The organism is Algorimicrobium bowmanii (genome assembly GCF_054031195.1).
Map to the genome: position 1 here is coordinate 162,435 of NZ_CM132929.1, position 22,107 is coordinate 184,541.

The following is a 22,107-nucleotide window of genomic DNA, read 5'->3' on the forward strand; positions in this document are numbered from 1 at the left end:
ATATAATTTAAAAATCGAATTGGTTTGTTATTATTTTAGTTTTTAGGTTCTGAATAGATGCAGAAGCCGCATCTATAAATTGAATGTAATCGTTATGAAAACTCAAGTCGAATTTCTCGGCTTCATCTTCTATTTTAAACGTGTTTATTTTCTCTTTATAATTCTTAATCTCTACATGTACTTCACGCTCATCTTTCCAATGATTTATCATGTTATCTATATGTTGAATGATATTATTCTTGTTTATAATGAAGTATTTTTTTCGATCACCTGTTTTAGTGAAATATTGAATTTTATTTAAATCCTGTAAGTGATTAAGATGGGTTGAAATGGTACTTTTACTAGCACATAAAACAGAAACCATATCCTCAAAAGTCGCCCCCTTCTTACCTGTTAAGATAATGTAAGATAAAATACGAGCAGCTACCGGAGCCAGTTGCTCTCTGTTTTCTAAATGCACACCTAGTTTTTCAACCAATGCCATTTTTTCTTCACAAATATTTGCTTTCATATTATACTTTTTTACAATTATTTAAATGAGACAATTGCCCATTCTTAAATAAAGTAATTGCAAATATAATATTGGTTCGGAACAAACCGAACTAAACGAAGTTAATAAAGTGTTAAATAAAAAAAACCGATGTTTCCATCGGTTTTATATGCTAAAAAATTAGTTGTTTTTATTAAAGAGCAGATTTAAATTGTTCTAAAAAGCGAACATCATTCTCACTTAACAAGCGGATATCTCCTATTTGATGAAGCAACATGGCAATACGATCTATTCCCATACCAAAAGCAAAACCTGAATATTCTTTAGAATCAATACCACAGTTTTCTAATACATTCGGGTCTACCATACCGCAGCCCATAATTTCTAACCAACCCGTACCTTTAGTTATACGATAATCTGTTTCGGTTTCTAAACCCCAGTACACATCTACCTCGGCGCTAGGCTCTGTAAAAGGGAAATATGAGGGTCTTAAACGTATTTTACTTTTACCAAACATTTCGGTGGTAAAGTATTGTAATGTTTGTTTTAAATCGGCAAAGCTTACATCTTTATCAATATACAAACCTTCTACCTGATGGAAAAAACAGTGAGATCTAGCAGATATAGCTTCGTTTCTATAAACACGGCCTGGTGAAATAGTTCTAATTGGCGGTTTATTATTTTCCATATAACGAACCTGTACCGAACTGGTATGGGTACGTAATAAGATATCTGGATCTGTCTGAATAAAAAAGGTATCCTGCATATCACGTGCTGGGTGATATTCCGGCAAGTTTAAAGCCGTAAAATTATGCCAATCATCTTCAATTTCTGGTCCTTCACTAACATTAAAACCTATTCGAGAGAAGATATCAATAATTTGATTTTTAACTATTGAGATAGGGTGTCTAGCTCCAATTTGGATAGGTTCACCTGGTCTTGATAAATCGTCATAAACACCAGCTGTATCTTCTTTACTATCTAGCTCTTCTTTAAGTGTAGCTACCTTTTCTTCTGCAGTTTTTTTAAGTGCATTAATTATCTGGCCAAACTCCTTTTTTTGATCGTTAGCCACATTTTTAAACTCCTTAAAATAATCGTTTAGCAAGCCTTTTTTTCCTAAAAACTTAATTCGAAATGCTTCGACTTCTTCTTTAGAGTTTGCTTGAAACGCTTCTGCTTCAGTAATTAATTCTTTTATCTTATCTATCATGATTCCTTGAAAATGAATGCAAATTTAATAATTCTTATTTTATATACTCCGCTTCTATAAAATAGTTTACTATTGCTTCCTTCATTAATATACTTTGTTCACCTGCTTTTAGTGTTGGTAATTGCTCTTTCACTTTATAATGCGGCCATTTATCTTCATCATAATAATCAAATTCGTAGTAGCCGTAAGGCTCTAACAACCTACAAATAGCTATATGCATCAAATCTAATTTATGATCTTTTTTAAACTTTCTATCTAATTGCCCCAATTCTTGAATACCAATTAAATAAATAATAGCATCTAAATCTAGCGTATCGCCATCTGCAAATTGTGTTGATAGTTTTTCAACCACTTGCTCCCATCGTTCTTTTAACTGTTCGTCTCTAGACATAATTTTATCCTGCTAAAGCAGTAAGCTTTTAATTTAACAAAATTTAATTCTCGCAAAGTTACTTTATATTTGTTGAAATTCTAATGTTATATGACCGTAATTGATATCATTTTAGTGGCATTTTTGGGTTTAGGACTCGTGCGTGGTTTTTTAAAAGGTTTCTTTGTTGAAATAGCATCCTTAGTAGCCCTAATTGCAGGTATTTATGGCGCAATACATTTTAGTTTCTATGCTGCAGAACTACTAATTGAATATGTTGACTGGAATGAGCAAACCATTAATGTAGCCGCTTTTGCTATAACATTTATTGTTATTGTTTTGGTAATTGCTTTAGCAGGAAAGGCCCTTACTAAACTGGCTAATTTTGCTGCACTAGGCATCTTAAACAAATTATTAGGAGCTCTTTTTGGCGTCGTAAAAATGGGATTAATTTTAAGTGTTTTACTTAATGTATTTGATGTAATGAATTCTACTATAACTTTTGTAGATGAAGAGCAAACTAAAGATGCCGTACTTTATGAACCTGTAAAATCCGTAGCTCCAATGTTGTTTCCGTTTGTTATAAAATCGGCTACTGAAACGGAAACTGATTCTGAAACAAGTCAAGAAAACACAAGTGCTTCTTAATAACAATCCGACTGGATTTGACCTTGTTTACGGTAATACGTCAGTGGTTCTAATTGGTGTTTTTCGCAAATTAAATCTAAAGTATTACAAACATCTTTATACATAATAAGCGAACCACAAATCATTAAAACACCTTTATTTTTAAGAGTATCAGCTATAAAGTGAGCCTCTTTAAAAAGCAAATCTTGCACATAGTTTTGATGACCTTCTCTTGATAATGCTAATGCTAAGCGCCCTAATTTCCCGTTTTCGAGGTAAGAGTTAATTTGTGATTCATATAAGTCATACGAAGCTTGTGTACGTAAACCAAAATATAGCTGTATGTTTTTTAACGACTTATTCGCATCAATCATACCTAAAAACGGTGCAATACCAGTACCATTAGCAATCATTACAACCGAAGTTGCTTTTTTAGGGAAATGAAAAGCTGCATTATTAATAATTCGTGCTTTAAAGGTATCGCCTTCGTTAAAACCATTTAAAAAACCAGAACCTAAACCATTGTCGTAATACTTTACACTTAACTGAATTGAATTAGCAACCTTACCTATGGAATACAAGCGCTCACGATAATCGTTAGCCGGATAAATTGCTAATAAATCACCTGAAACAAAACGTTTAGCTTGTTTGGTTTTTAAGGTTATACTAAACGTATTATCGGGATTAGTTTTAACAGCTGTTTTATGAACTACCGTTAGCTCATTAGTAAGTTTTGGTTTTACTACTAATTTATTTTCAGGAATATTAACAGACAATGCTGTTTTACTTGTCCATAACTCGACCCATTGCTTAAAGGCGTCTACGGATTTATCATTAATAGTGAATGTTGGTAAAAACTGGTTGAATTCCTTTTTCATTTCGGCATCTACATCAAAGGCAAATTGACAGAAATCTGGATAAGCATAGGAACCAAAACCAACAACTGAATAGTTTATATCTTTAGATTGTTTGGTAGTTTTTAACAACTTTAAAAACTTATCGGCATTCGTTGGCGCATCACCTTGGCCATAGGTTGCTGTAAGAATAATAAAGTGCTTAACATTACTAAATGTTGTGTAATTATTAAGTTCTGCTATAAAAGATTTCTTCCCAGACTTAAGGAGTTGTTCATGCAAGGTGTTCGCGAAGGGCAAGGTGCTACCATTTTCAGAGCCTACTAAAATAACATATTCAGCTTCTACTTTATTAATCCTATTTTTTAATTTTCCTTTTCGGCGTTTCAGAGTCATAGCAAACCCAGAATAAATAAAGAACAAAATATTTGCCGTTGCAAGCATCAAAATAATAGACCAAAAAATGCTGCCTTTACCGGTGTGTAAATTCAAACTTAAGTTGGAATAAAATGTTACTAACGGGTAGTTTATTTGGCTTAAAATTTCTCCTGTAAACTGATTAACCACCAATTCGCTATTTTTTAGAGATATGGTAAAATAATCTTCAACATCATTTGAGAACGGAAACTCGACCGCACGAACCTCGGAGAGGTTTATATTTTTTAAAACAGGGAAATCAGATACGACTAATTTGGGTTCGCCTTGAATAGTGCTAAAATCTATTTCATGAGAACTCCGATGATCTGGTAATAAATCGAATTTTTCAAGCGACAAATAGACTCCAGTAATAGTGATAATTACAATAGGAATTAGGGATAAACGCCCCAGAACTATATGCCAATATTGATTAAAATTTTCATTAACAATTTTAGAAAAAAACTTCTTAAAACTACGCTGACGCTTTATAATTAAAACAGCTCCCGAAACAGCAATTAATAATAGTAAAAACGAACATAGGCCAACAAAAAAACGTCCTATACTTTTTAAAAACAAGGATCTATGGAAATTGGTTACCCATTGAAAAAAAGAGCTTACTTCCAGCTTGTTACCAATTATTTCGGCTGTTTTGGGATTAATATAACCTGTAACACTTTCGCCTTCTTCGGTTATGGCAGACAGTAAAACAAAATCGTTAGCATCAATTTGTAAATCAATAACTTCTGGGTAAGTATCTTTAAGTGTTGAAAGCGTCTCAGCAAGTGTCAGCGTTTCAAAATCGGCAGACTTATAAGGTTTAACCTGCTCTGAGATAGGCTGAAATGCTAAAATAATTCCAGTTATGGAGGCTAAAAGAATAAAAACAAAAGAAGATACGGCCAAAGTAAGGTGACTGTATCTCCAGATTGAAATGGTCATAAACCAATATTTTTTAAATGAGTATTATGGCAAACCTTAATTAGGCATCATGCGTACATACCTAATAAAGCCACTACCTTCCTTTTTACTTTTTACAGTTTCCGAAGTTAAAGGAAATTCCACATCTTTTGTATAATATTCTTGATCTTCTACTGCGGTCTCAAACCGAATACTGTAACCAGCATCAATTTTAGAGTCGTCAATTTCAATAACACTTATCGTTCTAGCACCACCTGCAATGGTAGCTCCCGTAATAGCATCGATATTTGTGCGTTTTTTTCCGTAAAATTTCCACCAATCGGTAATATCATGGTACCACTCACTATCATCTCCTTGTACATATAATGTTTCTTCGTAAGCACCTTCAGGGTTTATTAATGAGATAACAACATAGGCACCTTCACCTGTATAATTCGTCATTTGAATCATACATTTATATTTTGTTGCATTGGTAACAGTTGTAAAAGACAACAAGCCAAATGTTAGAAAACTAATAAATAATAATTGCTTTAATTTCATAGATATCACTTTAAAATAAAAACCTGTAAAGCCAATTATTGACTTACAGGTTTATAATTAACTACTTCAAAAAATCTAAATTTGTTTCACTTGCTTTTAACAGCTCATTTTCTGATGCTAAATCAAAAACAGTTTCATCAAAATCTGTTGTTACACTTGTTTTTGCTCCAATAGACATTAAATACTTTAAAATATCGGTATTTTTAGCACTCATAGCCGCTAAATGTAAAGCTGTATTTCCTTCGTTATTTTTAGCATTAACGTCAATTTTATACGTGTTTGCCCACTTAACTAAATCTAAGTCGTGTGTTTGTACTGCTAAATGATACAGGGTATTGCCATCTTTTTGAGCTCGAGAGATTTCGATATCGTTAGCTTTAAGTAGCGCTATCTTTTTTTCAAAATCTTCCTTTTTTTTAGCATTATAGGATGCAATAGCATAAGTAACAAGGCTATTCCCTTTTGCATCAATAACTTTTACGTTAGCATTGTTTTTAATTAAAAACTCAACAACTTCAGAACTATTTCCTTTTACGGCTACAGTTAAGGCTGACTGACCTTTTTTGTTAACCGTATTAATATCATCCACATGTCCTTTTAGCATAGAAACTACTTCCATATTATTACTAGAAGCAGCATTTATAAATGCTGTATTTCCGTTTTTATCGGCTTTATTAACAGGAACATTATTATTGATAAAGAAATTTAAAATCTCTAGATTTTCACTTCTTGCTGCTAAAATATGTAATGGAGTTTCACCTGTTTTAGAGGTTACATTTGGGTTAAACCCTAAACTTTTTAAATAAGCGTAAACATCCAAACTGTTTGTATGACTTCTAGTTCCGGTAGCAGCAAACAAAAAAGCTTGATCGTTTCCAGTTACACCTTTGTTTTTTAACTTGTTTAATAACTCCTTATTACCTGTTTTTGCAACGTAATTAAATACATCATTACCGTTAGCATCTACACTATTAATATCCAATCCTTTTTTGGTAAAATAGCTAATAAGCTCAAAGTTATTATCGTATGGGGCAACTAACAACAAGGCATTTGCGCCGTATGGCGTAAGATCTTTTTCAAGATTAGCACCTGCTGCAATACATATATCATAAACTTCGGTATTAGTTTGCCCTGCACCTGCCGCGAAGTTTAGAATAGTATTCCCTTTGTCATCCGTAATATTCGTATTAGCACCTTTTTTAATAAGGTATTTCATGAATTCTGTATTCCCTTTATAAGCGGCCCAGAAAATATAAGTACGCCCATCATGAGTCAGTTTATTCACATCGTTTCCTGGCTTAGATTGGATGTATTGAAGTGTTTCAAATGGTGCATTCTGAAGAATTGCATAAACTACAGCATCAAAATTATTGCTATTTGCTTCTGCTATATCTTGTCCTTCTTGAATGTAAGAATCAATTTTCTGTATAGAAGGATTTGACGACCAAAAATCTCGTTTAAGAAACACGTTTTTTTGTGCAAAACCTTGTAAGGTAGCTACTAATAGTAGGGTTGAAATTATCTGTTTAAAATTCATAAATAATTATTTTACAAAAGCATCAATAATTGGATTGATTGTTTCTGGAGTATTATAATTCTTATCATCTAATAGGTATTTAAACATAACTTTGTTATCTACCTTTTCTTCTAAAATTAAGTCTGTATTTCTAGCAAATACGGTTTCCCACTTGGCACGAACTACAGCCCATTTAGCTTTGTTTTTAGCCCAATAATCATGAGCAGCCTTACAGTTACTATCTGCAATTTTAACGTATGTATTATGACCTTTTTCTTGTGCTATAATAATATCCTCTTTACCTGTTTCGCGAACAACCTTATCATTATCCTGATCATGAATCCATCCGTTTTCAACAATTTCATGTCTGTTTGTTCTGTTTAACACATTATAATCACTTCTAGTAGTATACTCACGTCTAGCTAAAGGTGCCGGCGTTGTATTTTCCCAATAACTTTTACCATCAACATGTACCCAAGTTGCAGAACCTTCGTAACGCGGACTATCATCTACTTGAAAAACACGTTGTGTCCACTGGCCTTTTACTTCATCTTTTGGAAGCGATACATAATTCCATTTATTATCATGGTCATATACATATAAATCGGTGTTTTGATATTCCCAATCTTGACGCCAATGCTTAACAATATGTGGACGTTCTTTAGATCCAACTATAAGTAAGTGTTGCATAACAATTTTATCTCCTTCATCTTCTACCAACTCTACCCACTCCATACCTCTATCGTGTTTAGTTTTAGACGGCATGTACGTAGAATCTTCAACGTACTCGAAAGTTTCAGCGAAATTGAAATTCACTTCGTAGCAACCACACATGTCTTTAATGGCTTTTTGATCTTGTTTCTTTTTAGACTGCGCATTTACGTTTAAAATAAAGGCAAAAATTAAAAATACTGAAAAGGTTACTTGTTTCATTATTAAGTGTTTATATAATTTATAATACTAATTTTAAAAATTTCCTGTTCTTATTTAGACTCAATTAAAATAAGATTTTATATTTGCAGCAAATTTATAGAGAATGAGTCTAAATAAAAATAATTATCTGCTTTTTTTTCTGCTTTTTTTAAGTTGGTTTGTAGGAGCCCAAGAAGTTGCTACCGATTCTACTGAAACAGAACAATTAAGCGAGGTTGTTATTACAGGACAGTACAACCCGCAGTCTATTAAAAAATCGGTACATAATGTTAAGGTTATTACCAGACAGCAAATAGATGCTCAGGCAGGTAACAATATTGCTGATTTATTAAATTTCAACTTAAACCTAACAATAATACCGGATGCTCAAACGGGAAAATCTAATATTTCATTTTTTGGATTGGACCAACAATATTTCACCATATTAATAGATAACATTCCGCTAGTAAGTGATAATGGCTTAGGAAACAACATCGATTTAACCCAAATAAACTTAGACGATATTGAGCGTATTGAAATTGTTGAAGGTGCTATGGGTGTTGAATATGGTGCAAATGCTATTTCGGGAGTTATAAATATTATTACCAAAAAATCTATTGATGGTAAGTGGGAAATACAAACTGGAATTCAAGAAGAAACGGTTGGTGATGAATATGCATGGTTTGATGAAGGACGACACATTCAATTAATAAATGTTTCTCATAACATTAACGATAAATGGTTTGCAAGAGTTGGTGTTAATAGAAATCAGTTTGCAGGTTATTTTGGAGAAAGAGCCGGTAAAGATTACTACGGAACAGATGGTTTAAGAGGTTATGAGTGGTTGCCAAAAACTCAAATAAACACCAATGCCCTTATTAATTACAAATCAGATGCATTTAATTTAAACTACCGTTTTGATTACTTTAATGAAAATCTAGACTTTTATGATCAATCGGTTCGACTTAATACAGATGTGGCATCACAAACGATAAATCCGTCTACAAATGATAGAATTTACAAAACAAACCGTTTTGTAAACAATTTAAACCTATCTGGTAGACTAAAATCAGGAATGAATTATAAAGCTACTTTTTCTTACCAACAACAAGAGCGGGATTTAAATTACTTTACATATTACATACTTAGCGAAGAAAAGGATAACGAATTTGAGGAAACGTACCAATCTACCAAAGTATTTTTTACAAATGGTGCCGTTAACAATTTAATTAAAACGGAAAATTTCAACTTCCAATTAGGGTATGAAATGCGTTATATTGAGGGGTTTGATTATCAAGCAGGGGGCGAAACAACCGTAAATTCTAAATTACAAACCGTTTCAACTTTTGCTGGTTATGCTTCTGGAGAATACCGTTTTAATGATAAGTTTTCTGTTAGACCAGGAGTTAGATTAGATTACAACTCGCTTTTCAACTCGGAACTTATGGGATCTTTAAGTGCCCGTTACTTATTTGAACACGGGTTTGAATTACGTGCTGAATTAGCAAGTTCGTATAGAACACCAAGTTTTGAAGAACTATACCTTTATTTTGTGGATTCAAATCATGATGTTCGTGGTAACGAGAACCTAAAGCCAGAAAATGGTTATTCAGCATTTTTAAATTTAAAAAAACGCAGCTGGTTTAACGATTTATCCATGGTTAACGAGTTTAAGGTTAACTACATTGCCCTAAACGATAAAATTGATTTAGCTGTTATAAACACCACTCCTTTACAACAACAATACATAAACATAAACAGCTATAAGTTTATGGGAGCAACATTTAATAACAGCATAAAATCTAGTCATTGGACATTTAACTTAGGAGCAACATTACAAGGTGTTTCTAGAGTTTTAGATAATGAAATTAATGCCGATGATGACTTTTTATTCTCCTATCAAATAAACTCCAGCGCAACCTATTACGCTAAAAAATGGGATACATACATATCCATGCTTTATAAATACAATGGTTCTGAAAAGAATTACATAGCTAGCGGTGAAACAGACAGTGAAGGAAACAACCTATTTACACAACAAAAATTGGATGCTTATAGTTGGTTAGATGCCTCTATAAAAAAATCATTCTTCAAAAAATCTTTTGAAGTAACATTAGGCGCTAGAAATTTACTAGATGTTACATCGGTAGATATTAGAAATTCTTCTTCATCTGAAGGTACACACAGTACTGGAACTTCTAATTTAACTTTAGGTTACGGACGCTCATTTTATTTAAAACTAGTATATAAATTAAATCTTTAAACAATTCATATTATGATCAACAAATTTTTATCAGCAGTATTCACAGTTGCTTTACTAGCTACTTTTAGTTGTAGTAGTGACGATGACAACAACGGTACATCAGGACCAATAAGCATAGTAATAGAAGGTGCAGCTATCACACCTGAAGTAGGTGGGCCAAACCAACAAAATCAAATTTATGTTGATTTAAGTACAAATACAACAAAAAGTGTTCAAAGAGATTCATGGGATTTAGGATTTTATTCAGGTGACGAATTTAGAGTTGCTATAAACGGTTCTATCTACATGGCTACAGCAGCTTTATCAACCACAGATATCGATGCCGTTACCTCTACATCAACAGAAGTTCAAAACCTACAACCTCAAGTTGCTGTTGGTACTTTTAACGCAGTAAGTGCAGGGTATATTGATGCGCCATTTGGAAATATTGATGGTACTGCTATTGCTGCCATTTCTGATGATGAATCTGCAAACAACGTATACTTAGTTAACTTAGGTTACGAAGTTGGTACAGGAACACCTGCAAATGGTAGTGTTGAAGTTTCAGGAAACGCAAGAGGTTGGATGAAGGTTCGTATTACTAAAAGCGGTAATGACTATGTATTACAATATGCAGACTTAGACGCTACAACACATAATACTGTTACTATCTCAAAAAATGCAAATTACAATTTTACATTCTTTAGTTTTAATACTGAAACAGTTGTTAACGTAGAACCTACAAAAGCAAACTGGGACTTAAACTTCACAGTATTTACAAATGAAATACCAGGATACGGTGCTTATGGCTATTCTGATTATGTTTTAAACAACTCTAAGGCTGAAGCAACTGCTTACGTGATTGATACTGATGTTGAAACAGAATTAAGTTATGATACATTTACTTTAGCAGATGTTGTAGATATAAACTTTAGTGACGACCAACGTACTATTGGAAGTAGCTGGAGAAATGGTGGAGGCCCAGGCACATTACCATCATTAAAAGAAAACGTATTCTATATCGTAAATGATACAGCTGGTAATTTATATAAATTAAAGTTCTTAGCTCTAACAGATGCTGATGGTGAACGTGGCCATCCAGAATTTGTATACAGCTTATTGCAATAATAAAAATTCAACCAAAAAAAAGAGCGTGGTAATCCCGCTCTTTTTTTTGACTCAAAAACCTTATTTAGAATAATTCTACATAACAACAATCAAACCAACAAATTAAACCATAAAATCATGAAAAAAATTTACTTTTCACTCGCCATGCTTTTAACATTACAACTTGGCTTAGCACAGCAATTCACAGAATTAAACACAGAGACTGTTCAAGGTATTATCTACGGTCAAGCCATGTGGATAGAGGTAGACAACAACGCACCAACAGAATTACTTGTTTCAGGTTTTAGTGGTGATTATAATAATTTCTCAAGTTTATACAGCTTAGAAACTGAAACACCAACAGAAATCCCAACAAGCATTGAAGCATATAGCCACGCTAGCATGGTTAAACTTGACTACAACAAGGATGGCTTCATGGATTTTATCATAAACGGATATGACTCTAACGATACAGAAAAAGTAACTTTATATATTAATGACGGTGTCAATAATTTTACTAGTCAAGTGTTAAACATTTCTGGTACCTCTACAGGAAAAATAGCATCTGGAGACTTTAACAACGATAATTTAACGGATCTTATAGTAACTGGTGTTAATGACAATTACGAGTATATAGCAGATTTGTATATGCAAAACATAAACGGTGAATTTACCCTTACATCAGCTCCATTTTTCGGAAATTCTTTTGGAAACATCTTAGTTTTTGATGCCAATAATGATGGAAATAGTGATGTCCTTTTAACAGGATTCAGCAACAGTTATGTACCTGAAACAAAATTATACATGAATAATGGTCTAGCTGAATTTACTTTAGCAACAAATCAAACAATTGCAAATGCATATTTCTCAGCTACAGATGCAGGAGATTATGACAATGATGGCGACCTTGATGTTATACTTTCAGGGTTTAGTTCATCATACACACCTTTTACGGCTTTATATGACAATGATGGAACGGGTAATTTTACAGAAAATGCTAGTAATACTTTCACACAGCTTTATTGGGGTACAACAGACTTTGTAGATTATGATAATGATGGTGATTTAGACTTATTTATTAGTGGTTCAAACTCTGATACAGAAGCATCGGCAAAATTTTACAATAATAACAATGGCATATATACTGAAAATGCTGAAATAAACAATATAACGGGCACCTACATTAGCTCTAGCGACTGGAATGACTATGATAATGATGGCGATTTAGATTTTGTATTAACAGGCTTAACTACAGATAATAAAACTGAAACATTTATCTACACAAATCAATTAGATCTTTTACATACGCAAAGCGTTTCAAGTCCAAACAACTTAGTTGTTTATCCAAATCCCGTTACTGATAACTATATAAATATTGCATTTAACACAGATGCGGAAGATTATAATACGGAAATAACAATATCTACCGTTACTGGTCAGACGGTATTAAACACGACCATAAAAAGCACCTCTAATTCAACTGTTGAAACACTAGATTTATCGAACATTAACAGTGGAATATATATTCTAAAAATAACAAACAACAACAGACAAGTAACTAAAAAGTTAGTAGTAAAATAAATTGCAATCTGTATGTAATTTTGTTTTAGTCCATAAAAAAGCCGCTTAATTAAGCGGCTTTTTTTAAGTTGTTATTAAAACGTAACAAAGGTCATTATATTAAACTGATCTCTGTTTCCGTATTCAAAAAACTGATTCATATATCCAGCTTCTAACTTTAAATTCTCATTAATTTTATAACCTAATCCAACATAGGCTCTATTCCTATCAAAAACAGGACTCTCTAAATTTAAAAAGATCTCGTTGTAAGCCGAAATAAAATAGGTTTCTGATTTATTTAAAGGAATATTTATCCCTAGAAAATAACGAAAACGGAGTTTAAAGTCGCTTTCAACAAAACGTTGTTCAAACCGATAACGATGCAATAATCCAACGCTACCTATACGTTGTTTAGATGTAAATTGTTGAAATATTCGGTGTTCATTAACCGATTCTTTATCGTCTGTATTTGCTATATAATTTTCAGATAAAATATATCCATAACCTAATAACACATTATTTTTCGATTCATTAAACGTATAACCTAAACCGGTACGTATAAGCAGTTGTTCTAAATCTCCAATGGCATTGTAGTTTCTATATTGGACTTCGTTATGGATATTCCATTTAGAGTCTATTTTTTTATTACCAATATAAATCAACCAATTACCAAAATCACTCTCTTGCGCCCTTAAAAAGGAAGGTAGTGCCAGCAATAAAGCTAACACTACCAGACTTAATTTCTTATTCATAAAAACTTATAAATATAGTTTATGTTTTAATCAAGGAAATGCACGGCTCCTGTATTAATATCATACATAGCACCGATGATTTTAATTTCACCATTTTTTTCCATTTCACTTAATACAGGACTTTCAGCATGTATTCTATCAATTGTTAATTCGATATTCTTTGCAGAAACAGCATCAACAAAATCTGAATTTTTTGAATTTCTTAGACTGGTATCAGCTGGTTCAGAAACAGCCTCTACAGCTGGTTTAATTTTACTTAACATACTTGTTAGGTTTCCTAATTTGGCATCATCACACGCCCCTTTTATAGCTCCACAGCTTGTGTGTCCTAAAACGACTATTAATTTAGTTCCTGCTAATTTGCAACCAAACTCCATGCTTCCTAAAATATCTTCATTTATAAAATTCCCTGCTATTCTAACACTGAAGATATCACCTAAACCTTGGTCGAAAACCAGTTCGGCTGATACACGAGAATCGATACAACTTAAAATGGTAGCAAAAGGAAACTGCCCTTCACTTGTTTCATTTACTTGTTGTAATAAATTTCTATTGGCTTTTAAATTATTTTGAAATCGAACATTACCCTCCTTTAAATATTGTACTGATTTTTCAGGAGTCATTGTTGCTTGAGTTTCTTTTGTATGCGCTTTCATAATTTATTTTTTTAAGCTGAAATTAATAGTGATACCTTTTGATTATAAATGTAACTATTAACAGCAAACTATTTTGTATTCTTTTGTTTGTTATTTGTGTTTTGCATGAAAAAACATGAATTGTACCATCAATCTGTTTTTTTAATTGATGGTACTTTTCTGCAAGTCGCTATTCTTATAAATGAGATAAGTTAAGAATAAAGCGCTTAGTGTTTTTCATTAATATGGGGTTTCTAACTTAGACTTAAATCCGATTTAGGTCTATTGTCAAAGAAACTTATAAAACTAGATGGATTTTCAACGACACCGCGTTTAGACATTAATTTTATATCAATATTTCGCTCTTCAGCTTTATGCAAGAAATCTTCTAAAATTTCAATAATATCATGATCTAAATAACGTGTTTTGATAAGATCTAGTTCTAAATAAGTATCTCTTGGTAAACTATCTAGTTCTTTAAGAATGGCTCCTTTATTAAAAAAGGTTACCTCTTCAGCAAGTGTCATTTTTACTTTAGGTTTTCCATTACTAGTATCTTCAATATGAAGGAAGTGAGAATTTTGGTAACTTTTTAATAAAATAACCACAATTCCTACGGCAAGACCTAAGCCAATACCTGATAATAAATCGGTAAAAACAATACCAACTACTGTTACTATAAACGGTACGAATTGTTTCCATCCTAGCTTATACATTTGCTTGAATAATGCTGGTTTTGCTAACTTATATCCAACTACTAATAAAATTGCAGCAAGTACGGATAAAGGTATTTTGTTTAATAAATTAGGGATTAAAACAACAGAAATTAACAATAAGAAACCGTGGATAATAGTAGATAATTTAGACTTACCTCCCGATTGTACATTTGCAGAACTTCTTACAATTACTTGTGTAATTGGTAAACCTCCAATTAAACCAGAAATAATGTTTCCTGTTCCTTGAGCTAATAATTCTCTATTAGTTGGCGTTACATTTTTGTCTGGATCTAATTTATCTGAAGCCTCAACACTTAATAAGGTTTCTAAACTAGCAACTAAGGCAATAGTAAATGCTACAATCCATACTTCGTGTTGTAAAATCACTGAAAAGTTAGGAAAACTAAACTGACCTATAAAAGAGTCTAAATCTTCAGGAATTGGCACACTTACCATGTGCTTGTTTGCAATTGACAATACTTCGTTATCTTGTGTAAGTGTATAGAAAATAATCCCTAAAACAACAGCTACAAAAGGTCCTTGTATTACTGTAAATATTTTTGCTTTTTTACTTAATATAACATCCCAAAAAAGAATAATTACTAAGGCTAAAAGTCCTACTGAAGCAGCTCCTAGATTAATATTACTAAACATTTTAAATAGTTCAGAGAAAGTATTTCCTCCATCAATTTCAAAAAACTCTAAATCCCAAGCAGACTCTTCATCATAACCAAAGAAGTTAGGTATTTGCTTTAAAATAATAATAATACCAATACCTGTTAACATTCCTTTAATTACAGACGACGGGAAGTAATAACCAATAACTCCAGCTTTTAAAACACCAAAAATTAATTGAATAATTCCACCTAAAACAACTGCTACTAAAAAGTTTTCATAACCTCCAAGTGTACCAATAGCGGTTAATACAATAGCGGCTAAACCTGCGGCCGGACCACTAACACCAAGCTTAGAACCACTTAAACTTCCCACTACAATACCTCCTATAACACCTGCAATAACACCTGAAAACAATGGTGCACCACTGGCTAATGCAATACCTAAACACAATGGTAATGCCACAAAAAACACGACTACACTTGCTGGTAAATCGTTCTTAATATTTTTAAACATACATATAAATAATTGAGCTCCTAATCTTTATATCATTTTATAAATTAGAAGTATTAATAATAAAACCCGACTAGATATTCCTAGTCAAAAAACTGTATTATATGATGTTTAAATCGGGGGGAGGTGAAATAAAATTTAGGTAAGGTTTGGTGTAATTTTTAAAATAATATCCCAAATACTCTTTAGATTCAGTGGTAAAGACACCATCAAAATCATCGTGATTATTATTAGAAAGTGGAAACTTAAAATTCTCATTTTCCTCTTCTGCAATACTATAGAACATAGAAACGTCCACAGAATCATCTACAGCAACAATTATCGATGGCGCTGTAATAAACGTCACGAATAAAACTGAAAACAATATGGCAATTACTTTTTTACTCATTCATAGGTATTGAAATACAAATATAGGTTATTCTATTTTTTTTTAGAACATAAATTTTATTAAAACGCATTTAAAAGCTTGATATCATCGGCTAGAATCCAACCGGTTTTACCATCGGTAAGCTTTATTTTTTTCCAATTATTTACAGTATCCAACACCTGTACTTTTGTTCCTTCATGAAGTACAAAGGCTTCTGAACTTCTTAAGTTAGGTTCGCTTTTTATTTGACTTTTTTGAGCAAAAACTATGGCCGGATTATCGCTTTTATCTAAATCGTATTTATGGAATGCTGCCACTAATGCTCCTAACATTAAAAACATCCCTATAAAACCTAAAGTAAACGAGAACCGCTTGGTTTTAGTCCCTGATGCTAAATAGTAATTAATGAAAGAGAATACAGCTACAAACACAAAACATATAGCCAAAATAGCCCATGCATCAAAACTGATTGTATTAGAAGCTTGATTGATAACCTTAGAAATTCCCACTTCAGGAAGTACATCTATGGCATCAAGTGTCATATTTTTAGCAAAAGCCATATTCTGATCAATATCAGGATCATTGGGAGCTAACTGTTTTGCTTTCTCATAATAAAATATACTAGGCGCAATATGGTTTAACTTATAATGAGCGTTAGCTAAATTAAAATACAAGGCTTCAGAATGCATATCTGTTGCCAAAATTTTTTCATATTTAGAGATAGCTTCCTCATACTGCCCTTCGTTATACAACGCATTAGCTTGATTGAACAATTGTGTGTTTTGTGCAAACGCATAAGCACTAAATAAAGTAAACCCTAAAAGGAAAAAATATGTTTTAAAAAACTGTTTCATTGCTACTTAATTTCTTTATCAATTTGTGAAATTGTTTTTGCCGCACGCTCGTAATCTTGTTCCATTTCTACTTGTGTAATTGGCGTATACCTTGCCAATTCGCAGTTTTTAAGAATTGTTATAAATCCTGTAATGGTATCCTGACTCACTTGACCTTTTAGTAGTAACTCTTGAATCTTTTCTTTACTTAATTCGCTTGTTTCAATATGCAACGTAGCTTTTAAATAATTATGAAGTGCTTTTTCTAACGAAATATAAAATAACTCTTTATTTCCAAGAGATTTTTTTGCTTCACTTAAATACTTCTTAGCTAATTTATCGGCTTTTCTTATTTTATTCCCAAATACATCGGCATCACGTTTATCTTTCTTTTGCTTGAATACAATAACTAAAGGAATTGCAAGAAATGGCATTAATAACGCTGCCCAAAAACCAGGAGATTTAAAGAAATGTGTTGTCTTAGTACTTACTAAATTTGCATCGGTTTTAATAAACGCAAACTGATTATTGTTCATCACTACGCGTTGCTTATCGCCACCAACTGCTGTGATATCCTGATTGCTAGCTTGATTTGTTGGACCTTCTAAAACATCTATTAAAAGTTCGTTTGAGTTTATAGTTTTATAAGACTCCGTTTTCAAATCAAAATAAGAAAATGAAATATTTGGAATTGGATACTTCCCTTTAAATTGGGGTACAACCGTATAACTATCTGAAATAGTACCCTGCATACCATTTAAGTTTGTTCGAACATTTTCGGCATGCTCAGGCTCATAAACCTCTAACGAACTTGGCAAACTTAACTTAGGTAATTGAAACAGTTTTAAGTTACCTGATCCAGAAACCTCAACTTTAGCTTGTAAAGATTCCGTAGCGTTAAGTGCCGTTTTAGATGCTGAAACTTGAAATTTAAAATCTCCTACTGCTCCTGTAAAGTCTGCTGGTTTACCTTGTTCTGGCAATGGTTTTACATGAATTGTACGTTTTCCTGCTGAAACAGTTTTATGAGCCTGCTGCATTAAACGCCCACCAAAAATATCACGACGATTAGTAGGAACCTCTACAGTAATATCTAAACTAAGCGGCTCTATTTCTAACTTACCTGTTTTTTGTGGATACAATACTGTTTTACGCAGAACAACATAGCGGTAATTCTCACCTTTATAAGTACCGTTTTGAACTTTTAACTGACGAATATCAATATTCTGACTCCAAAAATCGCTATACTTCGGATTGTCTATTTCACGCCAATTGCTTACTCCTGTGTCTGGTGAAACATATAGTTTATATACAACCGTTATGGCTTCGTTTAAATAAGGTTTATCATTTGTTACTTCAGCTACTAAATGAATGTTTTCTGACGCGATATAATTGGCATTGTTTCCGTCTTTAGGTTTTTCTACCGCCGATGTAACTGTAACTCTAATAGGTGTGGTTTTGTAAATTTCACCATCAATTTCTATAACAGCCTGCTTAATGGTAAAAGTTCCTTTACTTTTTGGTGCTAAAAAGTAACTATACGTTTTAGAATACGAACGCTTTCCATTAATCCAAGAATTACTAACAGCTTGATTTGGACCTCCTACAATGGCAAAATTCTTAAAGTCTGGTGGGTTAAAATTATCACCATCTTTATTCATTTCAAAATCCACACGTAAACGCTCATTAATACCCAACTTTTTCTTACTCACTTTAGCTTCAAAAGTTACCTGGGCACTTGCTAAACTCGTGCAAAGCACTATAAAAATTACGGATATATATTTTATGAGTTTCATGATTTCTTTCTATCAACTATCTGTATTACTCTTATTTTATTATTGATTAAATTCATGCTTATTTTTTTAAGCAATTACTTACCAATCCTTTTCTGTCTGAACCTTAGCCCCTTTTTGCTTTTCGGCATTCATTTTCTCTTGCACCTTAGCCTCCTGATTATTCATGGCTTCTAACAAGTTTTTCATTTGCTGTGGTGACATCTGACCTGGCTGTGGTTGTGGCTTTTGCTGTTCTTGCTCTTTATTCTCTCCAGGGTCTTGACTATTCTTCCCTTCATCTTCCTTTTCATCTTTAGGTTTACCATCTTCATCTTGGTTCTCATCACCATCCTTCTCGTCCTGATCGCCTTGATCTTTATTATCCTCTTTGTCGCCTTCGTCCTTATTGTCCTTATTTTCATCCTGATCTTGATTTTCGTCCTGGTTTTCTTGATCCTGGTCTTGGTCTTGATCTTGATTTTCATCTTCCTGTTGCTTAGCACATTCCTGAGCAAGTGCTAGGTTGTAACGCGACTCATCGTCTGTTGGATTGTTACGTAACGCATTTTTATAAGCTTCAACAGCTTCTTTACATTTTTTATTAGTCATCAGAATATTTCCAATATTGTGAAATATTTGATGCTTCTCAGATTTACTTGTAGCTGTTTTTGCTGTTTTTTGTAATTGGTAAAGTGCCTCTTCTAAATTACCTTCCTGAATATATGAGGTTCCTAAATTATAACTACCAACAGCTTGTGTTGGCGCTTCAGAGATAGCTTTTCGATAAGCCATTTCAGCAGAAACAAAATCGGATTCCTCTAATAACGTATTGGCTTCATAAACTAAATTTTGCGCTTCTTTTTCAGCTTTTAGCGCTGCATCATTATCAACTTCCTGGGAGAAAGCTGCTACTGTAAATAGAGCAAATATGTAAGTTATTATTTTTTTCATTGGTGCCTTTAAATGTATAAAACAACAGGAGTTTTATCCGTTAAAAATTTTATAAAATTCGTATTATAGATTTTCATTAAATAGATTCAATCGTTTTAACCAAGCTGTTTTACGTTCTAATAAGAAAATATCAATAAACAGAAAGAAGATAGCTAAACCTAGAAACCACTGAAATTGGTCTTTAAAATCGGCAAACTGCTTTGCTTCATAAGCTTGTTTATCCATGCCGTTTAAGATATCTGTTATAGCGCTTACCACATCAGCTGTGTTTCTCCCGTTTATATAGGTACCGTTTGCTTCTTCAGCAATTTTCATTAGTGTACTTTCATCTAATCGGGTTATTACTGTTTCTCCTGAACTATCTTTTTTATAATTCAATACAACGCCATTTCGCTTAATAGGAATTGGACCTCCTTTAGCATCACCAACTCCTACGGTAAATATTTGTATACCTTCTTCATTAGCTTCTCTAGCTACATTTTCAGACATTTCTGAATGATCTTCTCCATCTGAAATTATAATTAAAACACGATTGGTTTGTTGTTCATCATCATAGTACGTTTTAGCTAACTCTATCGCCTCATTAATAGCTGTACCTTGTGATGATAGCATATCCGTATTCATGCCTTGTAAAAACATTTTAGCCGATGCATAATCTGTTGTAATTGGCAACTGCGGAAATGCTTTTCCGGCATAAGCTATAATACCAATCCGATCGCCAGCAAGATTATTGACAATTTGCGTTACTAACTGTTTTGATTTTTCTAAACGATTGGGCGCAATATCTTCGGCAAGCATACTCTTAGATACATCAACCGCAAAAACAACATCAACACCTTCACGTTTTACAGTCTCTAACTTTGTACCAACTTTAGGATTCACTAATGCTATTGCTAAGCAAGCAAAAGCTAAACTTAAAACCACCACTTTCAGTACTGTTTTAAACACCGATGTGTTGGGGCTTAATCGTTTTAACAGCCTTTTGTCAGCAAATTTTTTCTGTGTTTGTTTTTTCCAAAACTGAAGCAGTAAAAACAGGAGCATTATCACTGGAATAACTGCTAAAACCCAAAACCATATTTTTTCTTCTAATTGATACATATTTTAATTTTAAGCCGTGTATTTAAAACAAATTACATCTGAAATACAGTTAGCTATCATGTAAAAAACCTTTTTAATTTATATAAAACTTCTAAAAACAGTAACTCGCAATAACACTTCTAATAACAATAATAAACCTGCTATAAAAACGAAAGGTCTAAACAATTCTTGATAGTTATAAAATTTAAATTCTTCAACTTCTGTTTTTTCTAGCTTATTTATTTCCTCATAAATTTCGGCTAGTTTTTCATTATTGGTAGCCCTGAAATACTTACCTCCTGTAGCTTCTGCTATTTCTTGTAGCAAGGCTTCATCAATTTCTACTTGAACACGACCATATTGAAACTGACCATTAGGATGCATCCCTATAGGCGATAGCGCCATACCATTGGTTCCTAAACCGATTGTATAGGTTTTTATACCGAATTCTACAGCCAACTCACTTGCTATTTTAGGATCAATAAATCCTGAATTATTAACACCATCGGTTAAAAGAATAATAACCTTACTTTTTGCTTTACTATCTTTTAATCTATTTACCGCCGTAGCTAACCCCATTCCAATAGCGGTTCCGCCTTCAATAATTGTATTATACTGAATGCTTTCTAAAGAACGTAATACAATGGCTTTATCGCTTGTAATTGGTGTTTTTGTATAACTTTCTCCTGCATATTCCACCAAACCAATACGATCGTTTGGACGCCCTTGTATAAACTCTGAAGCCACATCTTTTAAGGCTTCTAAACGGTTTGGTTTTAAATCTTTTGCCAGCATACTAGCAGAAACATCTATAGCCATAACAATATCTATACCGCGCGTGGTTTTAGTTTTGGTACTAACATCTACCGATCTCGGTCTAGCTAAAGCTGTAATTAATGCTGCTAGTGCCAAAAGTCGTAATACAAATAGTATATGCCTGAATTTTGGTAAAATTGACGACGTGACTTTAAAACCCTTAACAGTAGATATCTTTAATTCTGCTGTTTGTTTATTTTGTGTTAATACATACCAAATTATGGCAATTGGAATAAGTAGTAAAAGCCAAAAAAACGGTTTGTGTAAAAATTCAATTCCTTCTAACAT

20 protein-coding genes are annotated in these 22,107 nt (G+C 32.8%); 4 read left to right on the top strand and 16 right to left on the bottom strand.

What is annotated here, in order from left to right:
• Window positions 1-7: 7 nt before the first annotated feature.
• The 3 genes from ACW5R3_RS00725 to ACW5R3_RS00735 all read right to left on the bottom strand — a co-directional run bounded on the left by ACW5R3_RS00725 (window position 8) and on the right by ACW5R3_RS00735 (window position 2,094).
• Window positions 8-511 (bottom strand): GbsR/MarR family transcriptional regulator, encoded by a 504-nt coding sequence (locus ACW5R3_RS00725; RefSeq protein ID WP_456577707.1) that lies wholly within the window; start codon window positions 509-511, stop codon window positions 8-10.
• A 172-nt stretch (window positions 512-683) separates the two neighbouring features.
• Window positions 684-1,703 carry a phenylalanine--tRNA ligase subunit alpha gene (gene pheS, locus ACW5R3_RS00730; RefSeq protein ID WP_456577708.1) on the bottom strand — a complete coding sequence of 340 codons (1,020 nt, stop codon included), beginning with the start codon at window positions 1,701-1,703 and terminating at the stop codon, window positions 684-686.
• Window positions 1,704-1,737: 34 nt separating this feature from the next.
• Window positions 1,738-2,094 (bottom strand): hypothetical protein, encoded by a 357-nt coding sequence (locus ACW5R3_RS00735; RefSeq protein WP_456577709.1) that lies wholly within the window; start codon window positions 2,092-2,094, stop codon window positions 1,738-1,740.
• Between the two features lie 90 nt (window positions 2,095-2,184).
• On the opposite strand from ACW5R3_RS00735, the gene ACW5R3_RS00740 reads away from it, so the two are divergent.
• Entirely contained in the window at window positions 2,185-2,721 is a 537-nt protein-coding gene (locus ACW5R3_RS00740) for a CvpA family protein (RefSeq protein ID WP_456577710.1), read from the top strand.
• Here ACW5R3_RS00740 and ACW5R3_RS00745 read toward each other — a convergent pair.
• From ACW5R3_RS00745 to ACW5R3_RS00760, 4 genes are all read right to left on the bottom strand, one after another.
• Complete coding sequence (locus ACW5R3_RS00745) at window positions 2,718-4,910, bottom strand: PepSY domain-containing protein (protein WP_456577711.1); 2,193 nt, start codon at window positions 4,908-4,910, stop codon at window positions 2,718-2,720. The two genes, ACW5R3_RS00740 and ACW5R3_RS00745, sit on opposite strands and share 4 nt — an antisense overlap.
• Before the next feature lie 36 nt (window positions 4,911-4,946).
• A complete protein-coding gene (locus tag ACW5R3_RS00750; protein ID WP_456577712.1) occupies window positions 4,947-5,429 on the bottom strand; it encodes a DUF2271 domain-containing protein in 483 nt (160 codons plus the stop codon).
• Between the two features lie 61 nt (window positions 5,430-5,490).
• Window positions 5,491-6,966: an ankyrin repeat domain-containing protein gene (locus ACW5R3_RS00755; RefSeq protein WP_456577713.1), complete on the bottom strand. Its 1,476-nt coding sequence runs from the start codon at window positions 6,964-6,966 to the stop codon at window positions 5,491-5,493.
• A 6-nt stretch (window positions 6,967-6,972) separates the two neighbouring features.
• A complete protein-coding gene (locus ACW5R3_RS00760; protein ID WP_456577714.1) occupies window positions 6,973-7,878 on the bottom strand; it encodes a DUF6607 family protein in 906 nt (301 codons plus the stop codon).
• A 103-nt stretch (window positions 7,879-7,981) separates the two neighbouring features.
• On the opposite strand from ACW5R3_RS00760, the gene ACW5R3_RS00765 reads away from it, so the two are divergent.
• The 3 genes from ACW5R3_RS00765 (at window position 7,982) to ACW5R3_RS00775 (ending at window position 12,787) form a co-directional block, all read left to right on the top strand.
• Window positions 7,982-10,120: a TonB-dependent receptor plug domain-containing protein gene (locus ACW5R3_RS00765; RefSeq protein ID WP_456577715.1), complete on the top strand. Its 2,139-nt coding sequence runs from the start codon at window positions 7,982-7,984 to the stop codon at window positions 10,118-10,120.
• Between the two features lie 12 nt (window positions 10,121-10,132).
• Window positions 10,133-11,227 (top strand): HmuY family protein, encoded by a 1,095-nt coding sequence (locus ACW5R3_RS00770; protein WP_456577716.1) that lies wholly within the window; start codon window positions 10,133-10,135, stop codon window positions 11,225-11,227.
• Between the two features lie 117 nt (window positions 11,228-11,344).
• Entirely contained in the window at window positions 11,345-12,787 is a 1,443-nt protein-coding gene (locus tag ACW5R3_RS00775) for an FG-GAP-like repeat-containing protein (RefSeq protein WP_456577717.1), read from the top strand.
• Window positions 12,788-12,861: 74 nt separating this feature from the next.
• On the opposite strand, the gene ACW5R3_RS00780 is transcribed toward ACW5R3_RS00775, so the two are convergent.
• From ACW5R3_RS00780 to ACW5R3_RS00820, 9 genes are all read right to left on the bottom strand, one after another.
• Window positions 12,862-13,518: a DUF2490 domain-containing protein gene (locus tag ACW5R3_RS00780; protein WP_456577718.1), complete on the bottom strand. Its 657-nt coding sequence runs from the start codon at window positions 13,516-13,518 to the stop codon at window positions 12,862-12,864.
• Window positions 13,519-13,544: 26 nt separating this feature from the next.
• On the bottom strand, window positions 13,545-14,174 hold the full coding sequence (locus ACW5R3_RS00785) for a carbonic anhydrase family protein (protein ID WP_456577719.1): 630 nt from the start codon (window positions 14,172-14,174) through the stop codon (window positions 13,545-13,547).
• A 233-nt stretch (window positions 14,175-14,407) separates the two neighbouring features.
• Entirely contained in the window at window positions 14,408-16,000 is a 1,593-nt protein-coding gene (locus ACW5R3_RS00790; protein ID WP_456577720.1) for a SulP family inorganic anion transporter, read from the bottom strand.
• A gap of 97 nt (window positions 16,001-16,097) precedes the next feature.
• Window positions 16,098-16,385, bottom strand: a complete 288-nt coding sequence (locus ACW5R3_RS00795) for a hypothetical protein (RefSeq protein WP_456577721.1) — start codon at window positions 16,383-16,385, stop codon at window positions 16,098-16,100.
• 59 nt (window positions 16,386-16,444) lie between these two features.
• Window positions 16,445-17,218 (bottom strand): tetratricopeptide repeat protein, encoded by a 774-nt coding sequence (locus tag ACW5R3_RS00800; protein WP_456577722.1) that lies wholly within the window; start codon window positions 17,216-17,218, stop codon window positions 16,445-16,447.
• Window positions 17,219-17,220: 2 nt separating this feature from the next.
• Window positions 17,221-18,993 (bottom strand): BatD family protein, encoded by a 1,773-nt coding sequence (locus ACW5R3_RS00805; RefSeq protein WP_456577723.1) that lies wholly within the window; start codon window positions 18,991-18,993, stop codon window positions 17,221-17,223.
• Window positions 18,994-19,071: 78 nt separating this feature from the next.
• Window positions 19,072-19,923, bottom strand: coding sequence for a tetratricopeptide repeat protein (locus ACW5R3_RS00810; RefSeq protein ID WP_456577724.1), 852 nt, complete (start codon window positions 19,921-19,923; stop codon window positions 19,072-19,074).
• 63 nt (window positions 19,924-19,986) lie between these two features.
• On the bottom strand, window positions 19,987-21,024 hold the full coding sequence (locus ACW5R3_RS00815) for a vWA domain-containing protein (RefSeq protein WP_456577725.1): 1,038 nt from the start codon (window positions 21,022-21,024) through the stop codon (window positions 19,987-19,989).
• Between the two features lie 78 nt (window positions 21,025-21,102).
• Complete coding sequence (locus tag ACW5R3_RS00820; RefSeq protein ID WP_456578841.1) at window positions 21,103-22,107, bottom strand: vWA domain-containing protein; 1,005 nt, start codon at window positions 22,105-22,107, stop codon at window positions 21,103-21,105.

Excerpts from the sequence above, each read along its gene's own strand:
- ACW5R3_RS00725 (WP_456577707.1), bottom strand. The coding sequence starts at position 511 with ATGAAAGCAAATATTTGTGAAGAAAAAATGGCATTGGTTGAAAAACTA.
- pheS (WP_456577708.1), bottom strand. The coding sequence starts at position 1,703 with ATGATAGATAAGATAAAAGAATTAATTACTGAAGCAGAAGCGTTTCAA.
- ACW5R3_RS00735 (WP_456577709.1), bottom strand. The coding sequence starts at position 2,094 with ATGTCTAGAGACGAACAGTTAAAAGAACGATGGGAGCAAGTGGTTGAA.
- ACW5R3_RS00740 (WP_456577710.1), top strand. The coding sequence starts at position 2,185 with ATGACCGTAATTGATATCATTTTAGTGGCATTTTTGGGTTTAGGACTC.
- ACW5R3_RS00745 (WP_456577711.1), bottom strand. The coding sequence starts at position 4,910 with ATGACCATTTCAATCTGGAGATACAGTCACCTTACTTTGGCCGTATCT.
- ACW5R3_RS00750 (WP_456577712.1), bottom strand. The coding sequence starts at position 5,429 with ATGAAATTAAAGCAATTATTATTTATTAGTTTTCTAACATTTGGCTTG.
- ACW5R3_RS00755 (WP_456577713.1), bottom strand. The coding sequence starts at position 6,966 with ATGAATTTTAAACAGATAATTTCAACCCTACTATTAGTAGCTACCTTA.
- ACW5R3_RS00760 (WP_456577714.1), bottom strand. The coding sequence starts at position 7,878 with ATGAAACAAGTAACCTTTTCAGTATTTTTAATTTTTGCCTTTATTTTA.
- ACW5R3_RS00765 (WP_456577715.1), top strand. The coding sequence starts at position 7,982 with ATGAGTCTAAATAAAAATAATTATCTGCTTTTTTTTCTGCTTTTTTTA.
- ACW5R3_RS00770 (WP_456577716.1), top strand. The coding sequence starts at position 10,133 with ATGATCAACAAATTTTTATCAGCAGTATTCACAGTTGCTTTACTAGCT.
- ACW5R3_RS00775 (WP_456577717.1), top strand. The coding sequence starts at position 11,345 with ATGAAAAAAATTTACTTTTCACTCGCCATGCTTTTAACATTACAACTT.
- ACW5R3_RS00780 (WP_456577718.1), bottom strand. The coding sequence starts at position 13,518 with ATGAATAAGAAATTAAGTCTGGTAGTGTTAGCTTTATTGCTGGCACTA.
- ACW5R3_RS00785 (WP_456577719.1), bottom strand. The coding sequence starts at position 14,174 with ATGAAAGCGCATACAAAAGAAACTCAAGCAACAATGACTCCTGAAAAA.
- ACW5R3_RS00790 (WP_456577720.1), bottom strand. The coding sequence starts at position 16,000 with ATGTTTAAAAATATTAAGAACGATTTACCAGCAAGTGTAGTCGTGTTT.
- ACW5R3_RS00795 (WP_456577721.1), bottom strand. The coding sequence starts at position 16,385 with ATGAGTAAAAAAGTAATTGCCATATTGTTTTCAGTTTTATTCGTGACG.
- ACW5R3_RS00800 (WP_456577722.1), bottom strand. The coding sequence starts at position 17,218 with ATGAAACAGTTTTTTAAAACATATTTTTTCCTTTTAGGGTTTACTTTA.
- ACW5R3_RS00805 (WP_456577723.1), bottom strand. The coding sequence starts at position 18,993 with ATGAAACTCATAAAATATATATCCGTAATTTTTATAGTGCTTTGCACG.
- ACW5R3_RS00810 (WP_456577724.1), bottom strand. The coding sequence starts at position 19,923 with ATGAAAAAAATAATAACTTACATATTTGCTCTATTTACAGTAGCAGCT.
- ACW5R3_RS00815 (WP_456577725.1), bottom strand. The coding sequence starts at position 21,024 with ATGTATCAATTAGAAGAAAAAATATGGTTTTGGGTTTTAGCAGTTATT.
- ACW5R3_RS00820 (WP_456578841.1), bottom strand. The coding sequence starts at position 22,107 with ATGTTAGAAGGAATTGAATTTTTACACAAACCGTTTTTTTGGCTTTTA.